We start from the raw sequence: 22247 nt of genomic DNA on the forward strand, positions 1-22247 counted from the left end.
GGCAGTTGACAGTTTAAAATGAAAAAGAAAGCTCTAAAATATCTTATCTGGGTAACAGTACTACTATTCGGGGCCGGCATGATCTCGCTGAATGCCGATTACCTGACATATACGGCTACATTACCGGATATTCAGTTATTGGAAGGACAGGACATGCCCGACGGAAAAGATACCGTTCCGGCAACCCGTTATCCGGTATCCAAAACCGTACCGCAGGACTATGAAGACTTGACAAAGAAATCCCCGATGGACTTACGGGATCCTGAGAACGTAAAGACAGCCGTCGAATATGATATTAAGACCGGAACTTATGTGGTTCGTACCCGGTTGGGAGACAAGGACCTGACCACCCCTATCAGCCTGACTCCCGAAGAATATCAGGATTATAGTATGCAACAATCGCTCCGCTCTTACTACCGTCAGAAAAACGAGGAGGAGTTTCAGAAAGAAGCTGATAAAAAATTCAACCTGGCCGATATGCAGTTCGGTATCGGTGCAGCGGAAAGAATATTCGGCCCGGGTGGTGTACGCGTAAGAACACAGGGGTCTGCGGAAATTACAATGGGTCTGAAAAGTAACAGTACCAAGGACCCTTCACTTCCCGAGCGTGCCCGTAGCCGTACATTCTTCAACTTCGACGAGAGTGTACAGCTCAATGTACAAGCCAGCGTCGGTTCGAAAGTAAACTTCGATATGAACTACAATACAGAGACTTCATTCGACTTCGACTCTAAAAAGCTCAAACTGGCTTACACCGGAGAAGAAGATGAGATCATCAAGTCGCTGGAAGCCGGTAACGTATCGATGACGACCAACAACTCCCTGATAAACGGGGGGGCCGCCCTGTTCGGTATGAAGGCAGACCTTCAGTTCGGAAAGCTGAGGGTAAACGCATTATTTGCACAGCAGGAATCGGAGTCAAAAACCGTAAACTCGAAAGGTGGCGTACAAACCAAGCCGTTCGAACTGACCATCGACAAGTATGATGAGAACAGGCACTTCTTTCTATCACACTATTTCCGCAACAGATACGATGAAGCTGTCAAGGCATTACCTACCATCAATTCAAAGATAACGATCAAACGCATCCAGGTATGGGTTACCAACAAAAGAGGTAACTACGACCAAGCACGTAACATTGTTGCTTTTACAGATATAGGTGAGAACGACAGAAATTACATGGTGAATCCCATTGCTTTCCCGATAAACGGAAACCCTGAGTTCCCGGCTAACGACGCGAACAGCTTATATAACGAAATGATCACCACCTATGCCGGAGCACGCGACTACACGGCCGTCAATCAGACTCTTTCCGCTTTCGTCGGTGGATCGGAGTACGAAAAGGTCGATAATGCGCGCTTACTGGATGCTTCCGAATATACATACGATAGCCAGTTGGGATATATTTCACTTAAAACAAGCATGCAGCCTGGTGAAGTACTAGCTGTAGCCTACGAATATCAATATGACAACAATGGCACACCTAAGACAGTAAAAGTCGGTGAGTTCTCAGACAATAATCCTGAAAATCCGAGTGGATGTATCTACACCAAGCTGTTAAAAGGTACAGAGATGTCACCTGCCATGAAGTATTGGGATCTGATGATGAAAAACATCTATTCACTGGGAGCTTATTCCGTACAGAAAGAAAAGTTTCGTCTGGATGTGATGTATCAGAGCGATACGACAGGTACTTACCTGAACTATCTGCCGGAATCGACAGACCAAAAAAAGATATGGATCCGGATTATGGGTGCCGACCGTTTGAATTCGCAGAACGAACCCCATGCCGATGGCTTCTTCGACTTCGTAGAAGGCTACACGATCCAGGCAGATATGGGTAGAGTGATCTTCCCGAGCGTCGAACCGTTCGGTTCCAGCCTGAAGAAAAAGATGATAGAGCAGAATATATCTGCGGCTATCGCCGACAAATATGTATTCCAGGAATTGTACGACTCTACGCAAACAGTTGCCCGGCAGATAGCCGAAAAGAACAAATTCAAGATGACGGGAGAATACAAAGCCTCTTCCGCCGCCGAAATACAACTGGGAGCCAGCAATGTAGCGCGCGGATCAGTACGCGTAACTGCCGCCGGAGCCACACTGACCGAAAATGTAGACTATACAGTCGATTATACATCAGGAACAGTTACAATCCTGAATGAAAGTATCATCTCTGCAGGAACACCTGTCAGCGTATCGCTGGAAAACCAAACAGCTTACAGCATGCAACGTAAAACGATGATGGGGCTGGACCTGAATTACCAGTTCACACCTAATTTCTCGTTGGGGGCTACCATCATGCACATGTCGGAAATGCCTCTGACTACAAAAACGGTCATCGGTGAAGAATCTATCAAGAATACACTATGGGGATTAAATACAGCCTATAAAGGGGAAAGCCAGTGGCTGACCAATATGTTCGACAAGCTACCGCTGCTTACGCTGACCAAACCCAGCCAGATCTCATTCAACGCCGAGTTTGCCCATTTGATTGCCGGACATTACGAAAGCAAAGAAAACGGAGGCTATTCTTATATAGATGATTTCGAGTCGACACAAAGCGGCTTCGACCTGTTGAGCCCTTATCCCTGGAAACTGGCCAGTACACCGTATGACGATAATAAAGCAAGCGCTTTGTTCCCCGAAGCTTCACTGGTAAACGATATAGAATATGGTAAAAACCGTGCTTTATTGGCCTGGTATTATGTGGATGGTTTGTTCACCCGCAGAAGCTCCAGCCAGAGACCATCGTACCTCAACAAAGACAGTCTGTCGAACCATTACGTTCGTGAAATCCAGGTATCCGAACTATTCCCCGACAAAGACCAGGGATATAATGAAACCAGTACGATCAATGCATTGAACCTTGCTTTCTATCCAAATGAACGTGGCCCGTATAACCTGGATGCCGATTTAGTAAATTCTGACGGTACACTACAAAATCCGGAAAAACGCTGGGGTGGTATAATGCGCAAAATCGATCAGAGCGACTTTGAAACTGCCAATATCGAATACATCGAATTCTGGATGCTCGACCCGTTCCTTGAAGATGAGAATGGGACCAATAACGGTGGAGATTTATACTTCAACCTTGGCGAAATATCCGAAGACGTACTGAAAGACGAAAGAAAGTTCTTCGAGAACGGCTTACCCATCGATGGAGACAAAAGCAAAGTAGATTCCACAATATGGGGACTTGTTCCTAAACAACAAAGTACTGTATACGCTTTCGACAATACTGCCGGAGCACGCACCAAGCAGGATGTCGGGCTGAACGGTCTGTCTGCTGATGAGGAGCTAGAGTTTCCAACTTATGCGGAATTCATAGAAAAACTGAAGACAAAACTGAACCCTGATATCATCTCAAAGATGGAGAGAGACGAATTCTCTCCCCTCAGAAACCCTGGTACTGATAAATACCATTATTTTCGTGGTTCAAATCTCGACGCCAACCAAGTCGGCATTCTCGACCGTTACAAACGCTACAACGGAACAGAAGGAAACTCCGCCGAAACCGGCACTAGTGGAGAAAGATATGACACCTCCGCTTCAAAGAATCCGGATGTAGAAGATCTGAACCAGGATAATACCATGAACGAGAATGAGAAATACTTCGAATACAAAATTCCCATTCGTCGTGATGAACTGGCAGTAGGCTCGAACTATATTGTAGGCACAAAAGAAACTTATCCAGTCTTGCCGGATGGTACCAATGCCAATAATAGTAAGGAGGAAAAGGTTACCTGGTATCAGTTCAAAATACCTATCAAGAAATACAATCGTCGTGTCGGAAGTATCAACGACTTCAAGACCATCCGTTTCATGCGTCTATACATGACGAATTTCAAACAGCCGACCATCCTTCGTTTCGCTACGTTCGAACTGGTTCGCGGCGACTGGCGTTCTTACGAACAAGATTTGTCCGATCCAAAAGTACCGGTTAAGTCTAATGCCACACTGGAAGTATCTTCGGTGAACATCGAAGAGAACAGTTCGCGTGAACCCGTCAACTACGTAACACCTCCAGGAGTGAGCCGTGAACTTATGACCGGGCAGCCTCAGCTAGCACGTCAGAACGAACAGGCTTTGTCGATGAAAGTGACTGAACTGTCACCGTTTGATGCACGTGCGGTATATAAAAATACCTCTTACGACCTGCGCCAATATAAACAGATGCAGATGTTCATCCACGGAGAAAAGATAAGCGACGAAGATTCTTATATCCCAAGTAATGGCGACCTGTCCGTATTCATTCGTTTGGGATCCGACTATAAGAACAATTACTACGAATACGAAGTACCTCTGACATTGACCGATTATACAGGTAAAGGGAGGAGGTTCACTGCTGAAGAAGTTTGGAATCCTACGACAAACACGATGAACATCACTTTCGAAGTATTGACAAACCTTAAGCTACAACGCAACAAGGATAAACGCGCCGGAGTCAATGGAGTCAATTACCAGACCGTTTATTCGATGCCTGACCCGAACAACATGCTCAATACGATCAGTATCGTCGGTAACCCGAGTCTAGCGGAAGTGAAGACCATCATGATCGGTGTTCGTAACAAATCGAATACAGTGAAGAGTGCCGAAGTTTGGGTGAACGAATTACGCCTGAGCGACTTCAACGAGTCAGGCGGATGGGCTGCCAATGCCAACCTCAATGTGGCCGTATCCGACCTGGGGACAGTCAACGTGGGTGGACGCATCGAAACGGCCGGCTTCGGGGCACTCGACCAGTCATTATCCGAACGTCGTATCGACGACTTCTCACAATATAACATAGCAACCAATATCGAATGGGGTAAATTCTTCCCGGAAAAAGCTAAAGTCAGCATCCCGATGTACTATGCCTACTCGAAAGAAATGACCAAGCCCCAGTATAACCCGCTCGATCAGGATATCAAATTAAACGATGCCCTCGATGCTGTAGAGACAAAAGCCGAAAAAGACTCTATCAAGAACTTCTCGGTAGATAAAACCGTAATCAAAAGTATCTCGTTCAACAACGTGAAAGCGGATATCCGCAGTAAAAACCCGATGCCTTACGACCCGGCCAACTTCTCGATCGGCTATTCTTACAGCCAGACTAAAACGCAGAATCCGGAAACCGAATACGAAACGACGAAGGATTACCGTGGAAACTTATCGTATAGTTACACACCGTACGTAAAACCGTTCCGTCCGTTCCAGAAGATAAAGAAGAACAACGGATACACCCGTTATGCCAAACAGTTCAGCCTGAACTATGTTCCGTCGAACATCAGTTTCCAGACGGCCATGATGCGTAACTATTACGAATTGCAGTTGCGCGACCTGGAAGACACAGGCAGTAAGCCGGAAGCGTCCTTCAGTTCAAACTTCTACTGGGATCGTGCTTTCAGTTTGCGCTGGGACTTCACCAACAATCTGAATATGACATTCACTTCCGGTACGAATGCCCGTATCGAAGAACCGTATGTACAGGTAAACAAAGAACTGAATCCTGATGGATATCAGGTATGGAAAGATTCTGTAAAGCAAAGTATCGCCGATCTGGGTACACCGTTGAAGTACGACCAGACATTCAATGTTACCTGGAACCTGCCTTTGCAGTATATCCCTGTACTCGATTGGGTAAACAGCTCGTTGACCTACAACGCGCAATACAACTGGGACCGCGGGGCTGTTGTCGAATCCGACTATGAGATCGGTAACACGATTAAAAACAACCGGCAGTTCGATTTACAGAACAGCTTGAACATGCTTTCACTCTATAACAAGAACAAATACCTGAAAAAGGTGAACCAGAAATTCTCTGCCACCCGTACGGCTACCAAAAAGAAAGAACAGAAAGAGATCAAACTGGAAAAAGACATACAGCTGAATATGGATAGCGGAACCGTCGTTCAACACGGCATGTTCACCAAAAAGGTACGTATCACTGCACGCGGAGCCGATGGGAAGGTGTATTCAATCAAGTACAAACCGATCAACTACGCACAGGTAATGATCCTCAATCAGGATACTGCCCACCTGAAGCTAACCATTAAACCCGGTCCTAAAGCAACCGAAGACTTCTTGTATAAGGCAGCCGAGCATGCTTCACGCTTCCTGATGATGGTACGTCGTATCAACATTCAATACCAGACAACCGATGGTATGATGGTTCCCGGATTCCGTCCGATGATCGGTGACATTTTCGGTCAGGGACGTTCGCCGTTCGGCCTGACACCTGGTCTGGGTTTTGCCTTTGGTGCCGTAAACCGTCAGTTCCTGGAAGATGCCAACGAACGAGAATGGCTGGTCTATAACCCGACCAACATAACACCTGCCGTAATGAGCAGTGCAAAGAACCTGAACATACGGGCAAACCTCGAACCTATCACCGGTTTGAAGATCGACCTGAATGCCAACCGGGTAGATACACGCAGTACCGATATACAATATATGTATCCGGGCATGCCTGAACAAACCGGCGGTAACTTCCTTATGACAACCATCGGTCTTAGAGGTTTCTTTAAAGGTAGTGGTAATATCGACAACGGATATGCTTCGGAAACATTCAACAAGTTTATCGAAAACCGTGAGATCATAGCCAACCGTCTTGAAAGCCAGTATAGTGGAACGAACTATCCTTCGGGCGGCTTCCTGGCAGAAAACGGACAGGCAGGACAACCTTATACACCAGGCGGTGTCAACAAAAACTCAGCCGACGTACTAATTCCGGCTTTCCTGTCAGCCTATACCGGAAAAGATCCGAACAAAATTTCGTCGTCTCCTTTCCCTGCCCTGCGCAGCCTGTTACCGAACTGGCGTATCACATACGACGGATTGGTTCGTATTCCGGCCGTGAAGAAATACTTCAAGACCGTAATGTTGAGTCATCAATACGTTTGTACCTATAATGTCGGAGCCTACAATTCCTATTCTACCTGGGTAGACGCAGGATTGGGTGGCAACATGGGCTTTACACAAGGTTCGGATAACCTGGCTATACCGTCTTCCCCATACGAAATATCCAGTGTCAGCCTCAACGAAAGCTTCAACCCGCTATTGGGTGTCGATGCTACCATGCTGAACAATATCACGATCCGTATGGACTATGCAACGAGCCGCAACCTGAACCTGAACATATCCTCCTACCAGATCGTAGAAGCACTTTCAAACAAGTATACGATCGGTTTAGGATATAAGTTCGCCGAGTTCAACAAGATATTGAAGATGAAGAAAACACGCGACTTCAGCAATGACCTGACCGTGCGCCTGGACTTCTCTTACAATAAAATGCAGTCTCTGATACGTAAGATAGAAGACAGCTTTACACAAGCTACCAGCGGTAACATAGCTAAGACGATCCAGTTCTCAGCCGATTACGGATTGAGCCGTGCCCTGACAGTGCGTGCTTTCTACGATTTGCAGATCAACGAGCCGCTGATCTCTAACGCAGCCTATCCGACAAGCAACTCCAACTATGGCGTAGCCCTCCGCTTCTCGCTGGCGCAGTAAGCCAATCCGTTCGGGTGAGGGAGTGCCTCACCCTGATGAGGCGAACTACCGCATCGGGATGCGGCTGTCAACCGCACCCCGATGAGGCAATCAACCGCACCCGGGTGCGGCACTGCCCCGCCAGCACAGGGTGGCATGCCCCATCGGGACAGGGGAGCGTGCACTAACAGGATAGGATACCTTGTCACCTTACCGGCTAAGGAGAGTAGATCACAGCATGTGATAATCCTTCAGTTCCCCGCGCAAGGCGAGCGCCTTGTTGTCTGTTACACCGTTCAGAAGTTTCCAGAAGCGATCGCTATGGTTCATCTCTACCGTATGGCAAAGTTCGTGAAGGAGGACGTAATCGATCAGATGCCAGGGGAGCAACATCAGGGATAAGGAGAGATTGATTGTTTTGCGCGTACTACAACTTCCCCACCGGGTCTTACTATTCATGATCCGTACGCCTGTACAGGTAAATTTATATCGGGCAGCGAGTGCCATCAAGCGGTCGGGAAGTAATCGTTTAGCCTCGTGGCGAAGCGCTTTCTCCAATAAATCCTTCAAAATCTCCTGAACTTTATCGGACTCGAAACGGGTTGCCGCCGGACAAGCAATACGAAGTATCCCTTCCTTCAAGGTCATATAATAGTTGTTACGGTCTGTACGGAATATTTCTACGCGGAAAGTAGTTGCCTGCAACTGCGTCGTCTCGTCCAGCAACGGGCGTGCCGGATGCTTTTTCAAAGCCGAAAGAAGCTTCTGCCTGTTCTCTTCGATAAAAGACAGCATCCGTCCTTCATCCCCGCCTTCCGGCATAGTGGCGGTGATCATTCCCTTTGATATTTTCAGCGTATAACGGGTTGCTCGCGGGGTAGTACGGAGAAGGATGGTTCCCAGATCGTTGTAGTATATCTTCTTTTCCATATTTACCACAAAAGTAATACTTTAAAGGGAAATAATATTACGGTAGAAATGCTTATCTTTGCGCCCGGTATTAGATATTTAATAAGTATAAACTATATAAATAAGGCAATCATGAGCAAGAAAGCACTTTTATTGATCTGCGATGGCTGGGGAATCGGCGACCGTGGTAAAGATGATGTAATCTACAACACTCCCACTCCGTACTGGGATTATCTGTTGAAAACATACCCTAACTCTCAGTTGCAGGCTTCCGGCGAAAACGTAGGTTTACCCGACGGACAGATGGGTAACTCGGAAGTAGGTCACCTGAACATCGGTGCAGGCCGTATCGTTTACCAGGACCTGGTGAAGATCAATATCGCCTGTCGTCAGAATACAATCCTCGACAATCCGGAAATCAAACGTGCTTATAGCTACGCCAAAGAAAACGGCAAACAGATCCATTTCATGGGACTGGTTTCCGACGGTGGTGTACACAGCTCACTGGAACACCTGTTCAAACTGACTGATATCGCGAAAGAATACGGAGTGGACAAAGCATACGTTCATTGCTTCATGGACGGTCGCGACACTGACCCGAAAAGCGGTAAAGGTTTCATCGAACAACTGGAAAACCATCTGAAAACAACAGGCGGTAAGATCGCTTCCATCATCGGCCGTTACTATGCAATGGACCGTGACAAACGTTGGGAACGCGTGAAAGAAGCGTACGACCTGATCGTGAACGGAACTGGTAAACCTGCCGAAGACATGGTAAAAGCCATGGAAGAATCATACGCAGAAGGCGTAACGGACGAATTCATCAAACCGATCGTACACGTAGAAAACGATAAGCCGGTAGCTACTATCGAAGAAGGCGACGTCGTTATCTTCTTCAACTACCGTAACGACCGTGCCAAAGAACTGACTGTCGTTCTGACTCAGCAGGATATGCCGGAAGCAGGAATGAAGACTATTCCTAACTTGCAGTATTTCTGTATGACTCCGTACGATGCGAGCTTCAAGGGTGTCCATATCCTGTTCGACAAAGACAATGTAGAAAATACACTGGGCGAATTCCTGGCATCCGTTGGCAAAACACAGTTGCACATTGCCGAAACAGAGAAATATGCTCACGTTACTTTCTTCTTCAACGGCGGACGCGAAACTCCGTTCGATGGTGAAGACCGTATCCTGGTTCCGTCTCCGAAAGTAGCTACTTACGACCTGAAACCGGAAATGAGCGCATTCGAAGTGAAAGACAAACTGGTAGAAGCTATCAATACAAAGAAATATGACTACATCGTTTGTAACTACGCAAACGGCGACATGGTAGGCCACACCGGTATCTATTCAGCCATCGAGAAAGCAGTCGTAACCATCGACGCTTGTCTGAACGACACCGTTGAAGCAGCCAAGGCTAACGACTACGAAGTGATCATCATCGCCGACCACGGTAATGCCGACCACGCTCTGAACGAAGACGGTACACCGAACACGGCTCACTCGCTGAACCCTGTTCCTTTCGTTTACGTAACAGAAAACAAAGAGGCCAAAGTAGAAGACGGTATCCTGGCAGACGTTGCTCCCTCTATCCTTCACATCATGGGATTGAAGCAGCCGAAAGAAATGACTGGCAAATCTTTGATTAAATAACAACTTTTATTAGTTGACAGTTGACAAGTGACAGTTGACAGTTATTACTCCACATAAAGGGGAATAATTGTTAACTGTCATTTCTTATCTGTTAACTATCACTTCTCAACTCTCAACTGAAATGATCCAAATAGAAGACACCCTGGTAAGCCTCGACCTGATTGAAGCCAAGTTTCTCTGCGACCTCAGCCAATGCAAAGGTATTTGCTGCGTAGAAGGCGACTCAGGAGCCCCATTAGACAAAAAAGAAATAGCAGAACTGGAGAAAGTACTCCCGGTTATCTGGGACGACCTGGCCCCGGAAGCGCAGGAAATCATAAAGAAGCAAGGTGTTGCCTTCATCGACTGTGAAGGTGATATCGTCACGTCCATCGTCAACGGTAAAGACTGTGTCTTCACCTGTTATGACAATGACGGTACCTGCAAATGTGCCATCGAAAAGGCCTATCGCGAAGGAAAAGTATCTTTCTACAAACCGGTATCCTGCCACCTTTATCCGGTACGCGTCACACAATACAGGGATTTCCGTGCTGTCAACTACGATCGCTGGAAGATTTGTAAAGCCGCTGAGATACTGGGCCAAAAGGAAAAACTACCTCTATACAAATTCCTCAAAGAACCTCTCACCCGCAAATTCGGGCAGAAATGGTACGAGTCGCTTGTAGAAGTAGCCGAAGAGTGGATCAAACAAAAGGAACAGGAAGAAGAATAGTATTATTCTATCTTCCTTATCAAATCAGCCGTCTGTCCCTCTTCCTTCAGGTAAGTTTCGATATGACGTTTCTTCTTATCTTCGAGGATTTCATTGATGGCAATAAGTATGCCGGTCTCCTCTACATCCCCGAACTCATGGTTGATAGCCGTTCCGAATACACGCATCTTAGGTGAAAGACTCATATAGGCGTTTACAAGGGGCGGCACATTGATACCGAACTTACGCACTTCCTGGTTCAGTACCTTATAATTTTCCTTGAAGTTATCGTAATGGAACAAATCCTTCATTTTCTCTATATCCGTATCGGTTTGCAGCGGGTAGACAGGCGTCACCAGCTTGTCTGCATCCGGGAAATGCATACCGAGGAAGTAAAGGATCATATTACGTGCCTCTGTATTATATGTATTATACATCGTTACCTTCCCGAAATAATACTGCAGGCTCGGATCAACAACCGACAAGGCTCCCAATCCATCCCACAGATTATCCAGTACAAATAAACCCTTTGCCCCGGCACGTGTAGATTGATATTCTAATGTTACGAAAGAACGGCCCAGTTCGACCGTATAAGGAAGGAATTCTTTATTAAACTTGTCGGAGAAGTTAAACAAGTGAGAAGTGGCTAACATCGGCTTACCGTTCTCATCAAATTTCACATCCGATCCACACAAGAAACGATAACCGCCCAGGATTTGTTCATCTTCCGGACTCCACACGATCAACTGACGATAGGCGTCCTCCATCGTATCGAATTCATCTATATCCACCGGAAAACCTGTACCTCCGCCATAATAACGGAAAGCGATTTCCCGCAGACGTCCGATCTCCTGCATTACACTAGGAGAGTCGTGGGCTGTTACAATATATATTTCATTGTTTGATTTATTCGTGCTGCGGAGCTTCTTCTCTTTTGTCAGTTCCGCCTTAAGTACTGCACGGTCAATCGGTTTAATAATGTCTTGCATATAAATTGAGTCTATGTTTTCTTGAGATTATAAGCCTGTGTCCTTACCCATTCGGCCCACTCGCCCGGTTTCTTACTACCGTCGAACGTCTGCCACGGGATAGGTTTCCCGAAATGGATACGGAATGTTTTATGCTTGCACCGGAACATCTCATCCGGCAGATAAAGCATTTCATAGTTCATCTTAATCCCCAGCGCTTTACGCAGATTAGCCAGCCGGTAGAAGAAATTGGAATTCCTTCCCTCGAAATAGACCGGAACGATATCCCGTTTATGTTCGACCGCCTTCTGAATAAACGATTTCTTCCATTCAGGATCTTGTATCTTCCCGTCTATCTTACGGGAACAAAGACCTGCCGGGAAAGTCACGATCTGATTATCCGAAGTATAAGCCTCATCGATCAGCCGGGCATTCTTCTTACCCTGCGCACCGTGTTTATTGATAGGGACAAAAATGGACCTTAGATTTGACAAGTAGAGCAACAGATCGTTCACCAGATAACGTATCTTCCCGCCGTAATGCTTCCCGATCACAGCCGACAAACAGATGCCGTCCAACCCTCCCAGCGGATGATTGGATGCAAAAATATAGCGTCCTTCAGCAGGAATATTTTCTTCGTTCACCAGTTCCAGGATCAGGTCGAAGTAACCGATCAACTCCTGCATAAAATCAACCCCATCCTTATCATGATAACGGGTGAGGATATCATTCAATTCATTCTGGTGAATGGTACGAATCAGATAATTGACTACAAAACCGGGAATTTTACCGGCCACCGAGGGGGCCTTTTGCTGTAATACCTGTTTTACATCAATTTGCGTAATACCTTCTTGTGCCATACTACATAACTCTTGTCACTTGTCAGGAGACAAAGATATAGCTAATAATTAAATCTGAATGCATTCGGCAAAAGTTTTTAAGAAGTTTCAATTTCTTATGTTACCGTTCGTTAGCACTCAAATAAAATAAATCGGCAGTTGCATCCGTTATACATATATATTATACTACTCCGTATGCCTAAATATGAAGCTGAAACTATTCCCGGCGAATTCATATTTTTTGCATAAGTTGAAACAAAATAATCAATAATTATGTTTTTATACACAAGAACTAAACTCTAAGTATTCCTCTTGAAAGGGGAATGGTGGTATAAGGCTCTGTTTTCAAGACTAATAGATCGTTTAGTGGCCAATAGGCTAAACTATTTTTAAGAAAACCAGCCTATGTTTTTTACCTTTTTTGTGTGAATATTAAACTAAAATGAGCGTTATTTGTTCTGTTAAAAAGAGAAAGTATTTGGAATGAGGAAATCTACTATTTGGTTACTCGCTGTTGTAATGGCATTTGCATTTGCCGGTTTGCTTTTCCTTCAGGTTAAGTACGTGAGCATCATACTCAAAAAAAGTAGCGAGCAATTCAATGAAACAGTAAAAAGAAGCCTGCACCAAGTATCAAAAAACCTGGAGCTAGACGAAACACGCAGATATCTGGAAGAAGATATTAAGCGTGATGAGAATAATTACCTGCAAAACAGTCAGGATCCGCAAGAGGTTGCCCAGGCAATCACCCAACAGAAGCTGCAGATACAGGATGCAAATGGAAACATATTGCATATAGAACAATTACGCAGTTTCAGCCAGAAATTCGAACCCCTGTCGTCGCTCGACAAGAAACAATCGGGTAACAACATTGTCAGTACATCACAGGATTTGCAGAAAACATTGAAGCGCCGTATGCAGTATCAGAACGCTTTGATGCAGGAAGTTGTGTATAGTATGGTAACTACTGCAAACCTTAAGCCTATTCAGGAGCGGGTAGATTTTAAGAAACTGAATAATTACTTAAAATCAGAATTTATTAACAACGGTTTGAACCTGCCGTTCATATTTTTTGTTATTAACAAAGATGGCAAAAAAGTGTATCAAAGTGGAGAAATAAAAAAGGAACCTATTGCGTCTGATATAATTACGTATGTATTGTTCCCGAACGATCCTCCCTCAAAACAGAATTATATGAAGGTATATTTCCCGACAAAGGGTGATTACATTTCAAGTTCTGTAACATTTATTGTACCATCCGTACTCTTTTCGCTGATACTTTTGGTAACATTTATCTTTACCATATATATAGTATTCCGCCAGAAGAGACTGTCAGAAATGAAGAACGACTTTATCAACAATATGACGCACGAGTTGAAAACACCGGTATCAACAATCTCTCTTGCGGCACAGATGTTGAAAGATTCGGATATAACCAAGAGCCCCGATGTGTTTAAACACATCTCAGGAGTTATCAATGATGAAACGAAACGACTAGGCTTCCTGGTAGAAAAAGTGCTTCAGATGTCGCTGTTCGAACGACAGAAAGCGGCACTTAAGCTGAAAGAAGTAGATGCAAACGACTTGGTGATCAGCGTAGCTAACACCTTCGTCCTGAAAGTAGAAAAGTATGATGGATCACTCGACATTGACTTACAGGCAACAGACTCGTCCATCTATGTAGATGAAATGCACATCACCAATGTATTGTTTAATCTGATGGACAACGCGGTGAAATACCGCCGTCCGGAAGTACCGCTCACATTGATGGTAAGAACCTGGAACGACAACAACGGGAAACTGTTGATTGCTGTTGAAGACAACGGGATCGGGATCAAGAAAGAATATCTTAAGAAAGTATTCGACCGCTTCTTCCGGGTACCCACTGGAAATGTACACGACGTAAAAGGTTTCGGTTTGGGACTTGCTTACGTCCGTAAAATTATCGAGGACCATAAAGGTACGATCCGTGCCGAGATCGGTCCCGGAAACGTAGGAACAAAATTTATTATTACTTTACCTCTTATAAAAAGTTAGTTATGGAAGAAAAACTGAAAATCTTCTTTTGTGAAGACGACGAAAACCTGGGTATGCTATTAAGAGAATACTTACAGGCAAAAGGTTATGTAACTGATCTCTTCTCTGACGGAGAAGCTGGTTACAAAGGTTTCACCAAAGGCAAATATGATCTTTGCGTATTAGACGTAATGATGCCGAAAAAAGACGGTTTTACCCTGGCACAGGAAATCCGTTCAATAAATCCTGATATTCCAATCATTTTCCTTACTGCAAAGACAATGAAGGAAGATATCCTGGAAGGATTCAAGATCGGAGCCGACGATTATCTGACAAAACCGTTCAGCATGGAAGAGCTGTTGCTTCGTATCGAAGCTATCCTGCGCCGTGTGAAAGGTAAAAAGATGAAAGACATTCCTTTCTACAAGCTGGGTAATTTCTTGTTCGATACACAGAAACAGACACTGGCAATCGGCGACAAGGTAACAAAGCTGACTACAAAAGAATGCGAATTACTGAGCCTGCTGTGTGCACACGCTAATGAAATTCTGGAACGTAACTATGCACTGAAAACTATCTGGGTAGACGATAACTACTTCAATGCCCGTAGCATGGACGTGTATATCACTAAACTTCGTAAACTGTTGAAAGATGATCCAGGTATCGAAATCATCAACATCCACGGTAAGGGTTACAAACTGATCACTCCTTCTGGAGAAGAACAGGCCCGCGAAGAAGGTATCCAGGTACTTTAAGGAACATATCCCGGAGGCTTAAACGGCTCCGGGATTTTTTCTCTTCCAGAAAAGGAATGCAACCAGTGTCACTACCGTTATGCTGCAACCTATTATCTGTGAAACCGTAACATTCATACCTAATCCTTCAGGAGCGACAAAAATATAGGTGGAACAAACGGCTGTCATAAACAGGGCAGGGATCAGGGTTACGATATACGGCTTCTTCGAACGGGCAAGAAAGACCGTCAACGCCCAAAGGGTAAAGACTGCCAACGTCTGATTTGTCCAGGCAAAATAACGCCAGATCATATCGAAACCATCCTTATCTTTTAAACTGTAAAGTAATATCCCGATCGCTACGATAAACAGAGGGACACAGATCATCAGACGACTAGCCATGCTTTTCTGCTCCTTATGGAGAAAATCTGCTATGATCAAACGGGCCGAACGGAATGCAGTATCCCCCGAAGTAATCGGAGCAGCAATAACGCCTAATACGGCTAATACACCGCCAACCGTCCCCAGCCACTCTTTAGTGATACTGTCTACAATCACGGCTGCATTACTTTCACCCATACCATTATTATGATAAAAATAAGTAGCAGCGGCAGCCCAGATCAAAGCCACGATACCTTCTGTAATCATCGCTCCGAAGAAGACAGGACGTCCGTATTTTTCATTCTTGATACAACGAGCCATCAACGGACTTTGAGTAGCATGGAAACCGGAAATGGCTCCACAGGCAATACTCACAAACATAATCGGAAAGATAGGAAGATTTTCCGGATGCGTATTCGCCAGGCCGTCGGTCAGCTCCGGAAGTGGCGGATGGTTCACGAACAACATCACAAGAATACCTACTGCCATAAAAAGCAAGGCGGCAGCAAACAAAGGATATATCTTACCTATGATCTTATCGACCGGCAACAAAGTGGCCAGGATATAATAGATAAATACCACAAATATCCAGAAAGTGGCATCGAGGTATTCCGGAGTCAACTTTGCCAGCAACCCGGCTGGACCGGCAACAAAGACAGCTCCGACAAGGACCATCAGAATAACGGTAAACCCACGCATGAATTGCTTGAAATTGTTCCCGAGATAACGTCCGATAATTTCAGGCAGACTCTCGCCATGATGGCGCAGGGAAAGCATTCCGGCCAGATAATCGTGAACAGCCCCGGCAAAGATCGTGCCCAATACGATCCACAGGAAAGAAGCCACACCAAACTTGGCTCCCATTATAGCGCCGAATATCGGACCGAGACCGGCAATGTTCAGAAACTGGATCATAAAGACTTTCCAGGAAGACATTGGAATATAATCTACTCCATCCTGATGAGTGAAAGCTGGAGTTTTACGGGAAGGATCGACCCCGAAGATACGTTCTATAAAAGAGCCGTAAATGAAATAGCCTGCAATAAGAACTGCAAGACAACAGATAAAGGTTATCATCGTTTAAAGTTATTAGAATTCGGTCTAGTTCTAAAAGAATGAGTCTAAAAGAAAGCTTGCAATACCAAGCATTTTCATATATCAGATAGTGACAGGTTATAACTTATCCCCTCTTGAGAGGAGATAAGTTATTTTCAAAACTATATTATATTAGCTATTCAGCAGGCGTTTTACCGCTTCTGAAATAGCACGTCCTTCTGCTTTACCCGCAAGCGCTTTGGAAGCCGTTCCCATTACCTTACCCATATCCTGAGGACCGGTAGCACCTACCTGGGCGATAATAGCTTTCAATGCTATTTCAAGTTCTTCGGCAGTCATCTGCTTCGGGAGATAAGTTTCCAGCACTTTTACCTGCGCAAGTTCACCCTCTGCCAGGTCTGCACGACCTTGCTGGGTGTAAATGTCAGCAGAGTCCTTTCCTTGTTTCACCAGCTTCTGGATAATTTTGGTGGCATCGGTATCCGTCAAAGTATCGTTAGCTCCCGGAGCAGTCTTTGCTTCGAGGAAGAATTTCTTCACATTTCTCAATGTTTCGAGGGCAACTTTATCTTTTGCCTTCATTGCGTTTTTAATGTCTTCGCTGACTTTTTCAAACAAATCCATATCTTATTTCTTATTTAAAATTATCGGAAACTTATCACCTTCTTGCCTCCTGTATCCGGTTTCTTTCCTTCGGAACGAGAAGCTGAAGTATTGACTGCTGTCGATGATACCGGAATTTCTTCACCACCAACCTTCGAACGGGCACGAGCTATTACTTTCGGATCACGGTTATAAGTAGGATTATCCTCGATCAAGGCAATCAAAGCATCATCGTCCAATTCATCCTGTGTCAATACAACAGCTTTGGCACGGGCTGCAACACGGCGCATACGCTGGCCGGAAGCTCCGTAATATTTGTCGATCAGATCTTTTTCGGCACGTTCCTTGTTCAAGCGTTCCTCTTCCAGACGAAGTTCCTCCTCAGTCATACGTCCCTGTTCGATCTGACGTTTTTCAGCGATCTGAGGAATGTCTTCCATACCGAAACCGGTTGCCAGGATCGTCATCTTCACTTTCGAACCGAGAGTGCTGTCGATAGCCGTACCCCAGATCACTTCGATATCGCGTCCGAAGCGTGACATGAAATCGTGAACATCGTTCATTTCCTCCATACGCAGTTCGGCTTCCTCACCGAACGAAACGTTGAATAATATCTTTTTGGCATTGAACACATCGTTATTGTTCAACAGCGGAGAGTTCAGTGCATCTTCAATTGCCTGGCGTACACGCCCTTCACCTTCACCGAAACCGTTACTCATCAAGGCAACACCACCATCTTTCATCGTGGTATTGACATCGGCAAAGTCGAGGTTGATTATACCCGGAAGGGTGATGATCTCAGCAATGCTCTTAGCAGCAATGGTAAGGGTATCATCGGCTTTTCCAAAAGCATTCGTCATAGTCAGGTCGGAATAGATCTCACGCAAACGTTCGTTGTTGATAACCAGCAACGCATCCACGTTCTTGCTAATATCTTCAACACCGTTCAGTGCCTGAATGATTTTGCGTTCGCCTTCGAATACGAATGGAATAGTAACGATACCGACAGTCAGGATACCCATATCCTTGGCAAAGCGGGCAATTACCGGAGCTGCTCCTGTACCTGTACCACCACCCATTCCGGCAGTGATAAAGACCATTTTAGTGCCGTCGCTAAGCATCTTGCGGATATCTTCCATACTTTCTTCGGCAGCCATCATGGCACGTTCGGGTTTGTTGCCGGCTCCCAATCCCTGGGTGATATTACGCCCCAGCGGTACTTTTACGGGAACGTCGGAACGGTTCAACGCCTGGTTATCGGTGTTACACAAAACGAATGTAACATCATGTATACCTTCCTTGTACATGTGGGTAACAGCGTTACCTCCACCGCCTCCTACACCAATTACTTTGATGATTTTAGGAGTATCTGTCGGATAATTGAAATTTAATATTGTATCGTCCATTGTCTTCCGGTTTTATTACATTCGCTGATTACTTTGTATCGTCTTCGTCATCAAACAATCCTTTGCCAAACGTGTCTATACTTTTGGTTATGCGTCCGAACAGGCCTGGGCCTTTCTTCTTCTCTGGTTTCTTCTTCGGGGGTTCAGGGGCAACTTTCACTTCTTCCTTCACCTCTACCTCCGGTTCCTCCACCTTCACCTCCACTTTTGGTGGGATGTAAAGGGCGCAATTCTCAGTTCCTTTAGCCAACAAGCCGACAGCGACAGCATATTCGGGATTGTTGGCTATCATTTCCCCACTCTCAACGATACCTTTACGGACAGCCGAGTAGCGTACATCCATGTTCAACCGTTCGCGGATAACTTCCGGAAGGTTCTTCAGGGCGGCACCTCCGCCTGTTATTATGATACCTGCTCCCAAACCGTTCATCAGTCCGGTAGCTTCAAGACGGGCATATACGTTTTCCAGAATTTCTTTCATACGGGCTTCGACCACATTATTGAGGTCGGCCAATTTGATCTCGCGAAGTCCCATACCGTCGGCAGAACTAACCTGGATGCTCAGGTCGTTGTCTTTTTCCATCTGTGCACTACCGTAGGTCAGTTTCACCCGTTCGGCTTCCGCTTCCACCAAGTGCAGGCTGGTAATGTCGCGGGTAATCAGATGACCTCCGAAAGGAATGACCGAAAGGTTGACCAACTGTCCGGCTTTATAAACCGTCAGTGTGGTTACTCCGGCACCGAAACCGATCAAGGCGCATCCTAAGTCCTTCTCGTTGTCAGTCAGCACCACATCGGCCAAAGCCAAAGGAGAAACAACGATATCGGCGATTTCTATCTTAGCACGGTCGGCAATACTGTTGAGCACATAACGTTTCAACGAAGGCCGTCCTACAATCAGCTTGTAACGGGCTTCGATCCGGGTACAAGGAATACCCACCGGATTGGGTTCGGGTTTGTCATCTAAAAAATAGGTAGGCGAAACCGCTGCCAGCACATCCAGCATATCCGGGTGATAATTACGGCATTCTTCGTAGAGACCATCAATAATATCTTCGGTCACTACGCCATCGGTCCCCAGAATACGTGGAACCGTATGGTCGATAGAGCGCAGCGACTGTCCACCGATGCCAACATATACTTTCCCGACCTTCGCGCCGTTCAGTTTATTTTCGAGCTTCAGTATAAGACGCTTTATCTTATTCGCCGTTTCTTCCACATTATATACACATCCTCTTCGTATACAGGTAGCGGAGTTTTCAACTTCGTAGGCAATAATCGAGAGTGCCCCGGTCGGGCCCTTCGTTCCTACCATACCGACCATGTGAGAAGAGCCAAGGTCGATGGCTGCTATAAAGTCTGTGTATGCCATATCATCTATCTTTTAGTACAAACAATCTGATCTTTGTATTTTAAATTAATTATACTGTATTTCTCCCATCCGACTTTCGGAACGACCTCGTCGTAGAAGAGCCGCAAGTTATCCAGCTTTTCTTCGAAGTTGTCGAAAGAACCCAGTACGATCCGGTGGTTACCCACCCGGGGAATCAGTTCTACTTCGTTGTCAGGATGAACATAAATCTGTTCTATCTGACTATTCCAAAACTCATTCTCCTGCAAAAATAATGCAAATTTGTATAAGTCGGTTACCGCCAGCTCTTTTTCGACGTATCCACTTACTAAAGGAACGTCAGTTACATACCGATGACTGACCGGCATCGTGCTTCCGAGGTTATCCACATAGAAGTTTCCCCTTGAACTGATCACACGTAAAATAGGTATTTTCTGCTCCACTTCGAGCTTGACTATTCCCGACGGCGTTTTATATGCTTCGATACGGGCAATCATCTCGTTCTTTTTCAGTTCATTCTCTATCTTATCCGTATTGATTGCGTCCATAGGCTTTTTGATCGGGTTAAGATCCGCCTTTTTGAGGATCGCCACCAGGTCGCTTTCACTCACGAAATGTTTATCGAGGCTGTCTTTCACCACGACCTGAAGGTCATGACATTCCTTATCCTGCCTCATATCCCGGAAGAAGAAGGTGACAAACACGATGTAACAAGACAACAGTGTAGCTACTATTATGGATACTATACGAATCACAATTTCTTATCCAATATTTGTTTAACCGGCTCGATCAACCGGTCGATATCGCCGGCGCCAACCATCAATACTACTTCAAACGTATCCGCTTCCTTTTCCACCAGGCCGAGCAATTCTCCTTTACGGATCAGCTTTTTGGCCGGAGTGGTCACAGCATCAAATATAATCTCGGAAGTCACTCCCGGTATCGGTTCCTCGCGTGCCGGATAAATATCCAGCAGGATCAATTCATCCAACAGCGACAGGCTGGTTGCAAAATCAGGCGCAAAGTCACGTGTACGGGTGTACAGGTGAGGTTGAAAAATACCTGTCACCTTACGTCCGGCATACAGTTCCTTAACTGATTGGATACTGGCTTTCAGTTCGGCCGGATGATGGGCATAATCGTCTATCAACACGATATTTTCCTTTTTCAGATGAAAGTCGAAACGACGTTTCGGGCCTGCAAACGAAGCCATGCCTTTCTTTATTTCTTCGGGTGTCACTCCGTTCAGCCATGCCAGAGCAATAGCAGCAACACCATTCTCGATATTTACTTTAACGGGTACTCCCAGTTGGACGTCTGCTATCCGGATATCGGGCCCCACAAAATCAAAGAAGATCTCACCGTTTCCGATACGGATCTTTTCTGCATGGAAATCAGCTTTTTCAGTTGACAGTTGATCGTTATATTCTTCGGCTCCGGCGTAGGTATATAACTTCACTCCTTCTTTCAGGCGAGGCGTTACAGCAATACCTTTCCGCATGATCAGGCAACCATCGGGACGGATCAGCGAAGTGAAATGCTCGAAACTTTCACGATACGCTTCAGCTGTGCCATAGATATCCAGATGATCAGGATCAGCAGCAGTGATAACAGCCATATAAGGAGTGAGCCAGTGGAAAGAGCGATCGAACTCGTCGGCCTCGATCACGGTCAAATCACTTTTATCCGAGAGCATCAGGTTGCTGTCGTAATTCTTCAGGATGCCGCCCAGGAACGCATTACAATCCACATGCGATTGTTTCAACAGATGGGCAACCATCGAAGAGGTAGTTGTCTTTCCGTGCGTTCCGGCAACACAAAGGCCCCGTGAACAGTTGGTAATCTCACCCAGGACACGGGCTCGCTTCATCACCTCAAATCCTTTCTGACGAAAATACGTCAACTCAGCATGTGACTCAGGAACAGCCGGCGTATAAACAACTAATGTCTGAGCCGGATCTTTAAAAGCATCCGGAATCAGGGATACATTATCTTCATAATGAATAACGGCACCTTCACGGTTAAGCTGCGCAGTCAGGTCAGACGGAGTTTTATCATATCCTCCCACCTGTTTCCCTTTCGACAGGAAATAGCGGATCAAGGCACTCATTCCTATACCACCCGCTCCGACAAAATAGACAGCCGTTATCGTATTTATATTCAT

Annotated in this window: 14 protein-coding genes; 5 read left to right on the forward strand and 9 right to left on the reverse strand. The window is 45.6% G+C overall.

All coding sequences use genetic code 11. The annotated features are described in order from the left end of the window. The first annotated feature begins 18 nt into the window (after window positions 1-18). Window positions 19-7494, forward strand: coding sequence for a T9SS outer membrane translocon Sov/SprA (gene sov / locus BQ7394_RS21025; protein ID WP_075559203.1), 7476 nt, complete (start codon window positions 19-21; stop codon window positions 7492-7494). A 210-nt stretch (window positions 7495-7704) separates the two neighbouring features. Here the strand turns inward: sov and BQ7394_RS21030 are convergent, their stop codons facing one another. After that, window positions 7705-8403 (reverse strand): M48 family metallopeptidase, encoded by a 699-nt coding sequence (locus tag BQ7394_RS21030; protein ID WP_075559204.1) that lies wholly within the window; start codon window positions 8401-8403, stop codon window positions 7705-7707. Between the two features lie 111 nt (window positions 8404-8514). Here BQ7394_RS21030 and gpmI point away from each other — a divergent pair, with 111 nt between their 5' ends. Together gpmI and BQ7394_RS21040 are read left to right on the forward strand one after the other, a co-directional pair. After that, complete coding sequence (gene gpmI / locus BQ7394_RS21035) at window positions 8515-10038, forward strand: 2,3-bisphosphoglycerate-independent phosphoglycerate mutase (protein ID WP_075559205.1); 1524 nt, start codon at window positions 8515-8517, stop codon at window positions 10036-10038. A 121-nt stretch (window positions 10039-10159) separates the two neighbouring features. Further along, window positions 10160-10750, forward strand: coding sequence for a DUF3109 family protein (locus BQ7394_RS21040; RefSeq protein WP_075559206.1), 591 nt, complete (start codon window positions 10160-10162; stop codon window positions 10748-10750). 2 nt (window positions 10751-10752) lie between these two features. Here the strand turns inward: BQ7394_RS21040 and BQ7394_RS21045 are convergent, their stop codons facing one another. Next, window positions 10753-11718 (reverse strand): glycine N(alpha)-acyltransferase GlsB, encoded by a 966-nt coding sequence (locus BQ7394_RS21045; RefSeq protein ID WP_075559207.1) that lies wholly within the window; start codon window positions 11716-11718, stop codon window positions 10753-10755. Between the two features lie 11 nt (window positions 11719-11729). Next, window positions 11730-12557: a lyso-glycine lipid O-acyltransferase GlsA gene (locus BQ7394_RS21050; protein ID WP_075559208.1), complete on the reverse strand. Its 828-nt coding sequence runs from the start codon at window positions 12555-12557 to the stop codon at window positions 11730-11732. 462 nt (window positions 12558-13019) lie between these two features. Here BQ7394_RS21050 and BQ7394_RS21055 point away from each other — a divergent pair, with 462 nt between their 5' ends. Beyond that, window positions 13020-14573, forward strand: coding sequence for a sensor histidine kinase (locus BQ7394_RS21055; RefSeq protein ID WP_075559209.1), 1554 nt, complete (start codon window positions 13020-13022; stop codon window positions 14571-14573). Between the two features lie 2 nt (window positions 14574-14575). After that, a complete protein-coding gene (rprY, locus tag BQ7394_RS21060) occupies window positions 14576-15307 on the forward strand; it encodes a response regulator transcription factor RprY (protein WP_005861388.1) in 732 nt (243 codons plus the stop codon). An 18-nt stretch (window positions 15308-15325) separates the two neighbouring features. Here rprY and BQ7394_RS21065 read toward each other — a convergent pair whose 3' ends face one another. The 6 genes from BQ7394_RS21065 to murC all read right to left on the reverse strand — a co-directional run bounded on the left by BQ7394_RS21065 (window position 15326) and on the right by murC (window position 22247). Continuing rightward, window positions 15326-16744, reverse strand: coding sequence for a carbon starvation CstA family protein (locus tag BQ7394_RS21065; protein ID WP_075559210.1), 1419 nt, complete (start codon window positions 16742-16744; stop codon window positions 15326-15328). 150 nt (window positions 16745-16894) lie between these two features. Then, the gene (locus tag BQ7394_RS21070; protein WP_075559211.1) at window positions 16895-17347 is read right to left on the reverse strand and encodes a GatB/YqeY domain-containing protein; all 453 of its coding nucleotides are present in this window, start codon (window positions 17345-17347) and stop codon (window positions 16895-16897) included. A 20-nt stretch (window positions 17348-17367) separates the two neighbouring features. Next, window positions 17368-18732 carry a cell division protein FtsZ gene (gene ftsZ / locus BQ7394_RS21075; protein ID WP_075559212.1) on the reverse strand — a complete coding sequence of 455 codons (1365 nt, stop codon included), beginning with the start codon at window positions 18730-18732 and terminating at the stop codon, window positions 17368-17370. Between the two features lie 28 nt (window positions 18733-18760). Continuing rightward, window positions 18761-20104, reverse strand: coding sequence for a cell division protein FtsA (ftsA, locus tag BQ7394_RS21080; protein WP_075559213.1), 1344 nt, complete (start codon window positions 20102-20104; stop codon window positions 18761-18763). A gap of 5 nt (window positions 20105-20109) precedes the next feature. After that, complete coding sequence (locus BQ7394_RS21085) at window positions 20110-20838, reverse strand: cell division protein FtsQ/DivIB (RefSeq protein ID WP_075559214.1); 729 nt, start codon at window positions 20836-20838, stop codon at window positions 20110-20112. Further along, window positions 20835-22247 (reverse strand): UDP-N-acetylmuramate--L-alanine ligase, encoded by a 1413-nt coding sequence (gene murC, locus BQ7394_RS21090; protein ID WP_075559215.1) that lies wholly within the window; start codon window positions 22245-22247, stop codon window positions 20835-20837. The genes BQ7394_RS21085 and murC overlap by 4 nt, the downstream gene beginning before the upstream one ends.

It is taken from the genome of Parabacteroides timonensis, from assembly GCF_900128505.1.
Classification (GTDB): domain Bacteria; phylum Bacteroidota; class Bacteroidia; order Bacteroidales; family Tannerellaceae; genus Parabacteroides; species Parabacteroides timonensis.

Bases quoted from the DNA above. Each gene is read 5' to 3' on its own strand.
- rprY (WP_005861388.1), top strand. From the start codon at position 14,576: ATGGAAGAAAAACTGAAAATCTTCTTTTGTGAAGACGACGAAAACCTG.
- murC (WP_075559215.1), bottom strand. From the start codon at position 22,247: ATGAATATAAATACGATAACGGCTGTCTATTTTGTCGGAGCGGGTGGT.
- ftsZ (WP_075559212.1), bottom strand. From the start codon at position 18,732: ATGGACGATACAATATTAAATTTCAATTATCCGACAGATACTCCTAAA.
- BQ7394_RS21040 (WP_075559206.1), top strand. From the start codon at position 10,160: ATGATCCAAATAGAAGACACCCTGGTAAGCCTCGACCTGATTGAAGCC.
- BQ7394_RS21065 (WP_075559210.1), bottom strand. From the start codon at position 16,744: ATGATAACCTTTATCTGTTGTCTTGCAGTTCTTATTGCAGGCTATTTC.
- BQ7394_RS21030 (WP_075559204.1), bottom strand. From the start codon at position 8,403: ATGGAAAAGAAGATATACTACAACGATCTGGGAACCATCCTTCTCCGT.
- BQ7394_RS21070 (WP_075559211.1), bottom strand. From the start codon at position 17,347: ATGGATTTGTTTGAAAAAGTCAGCGAAGACATTAAAAACGCAATGAAG.
- ftsA (WP_075559213.1), bottom strand. From the start codon at position 20,104: ATGGCATACACAGACTTTATAGCAGCCATCGACCTTGGCTCTTCTCAC.
- BQ7394_RS21045 (WP_075559207.1), bottom strand. From the start codon at position 11,718: ATGCAAGACATTATTAAACCGATTGACCGTGCAGTACTTAAGGCGGAA.
- BQ7394_RS21050 (WP_075559208.1), bottom strand. From the start codon at position 12,557: ATGGCACAAGAAGGTATTACGCAAATTGATGTAAAACAGGTATTACAG.
- gpmI (WP_075559205.1), top strand. From the start codon at position 8,515: ATGAGCAAGAAAGCACTTTTATTGATCTGCGATGGCTGGGGAATCGGC.
- sov (WP_075559203.1), top strand. From the start codon at position 19: ATGAAAAAGAAAGCTCTAAAATATCTTATCTGGGTAACAGTACTACTA.
- BQ7394_RS21055 (WP_075559209.1), top strand. From the start codon at position 13,020: ATGAGGAAATCTACTATTTGGTTACTCGCTGTTGTAATGGCATTTGCA.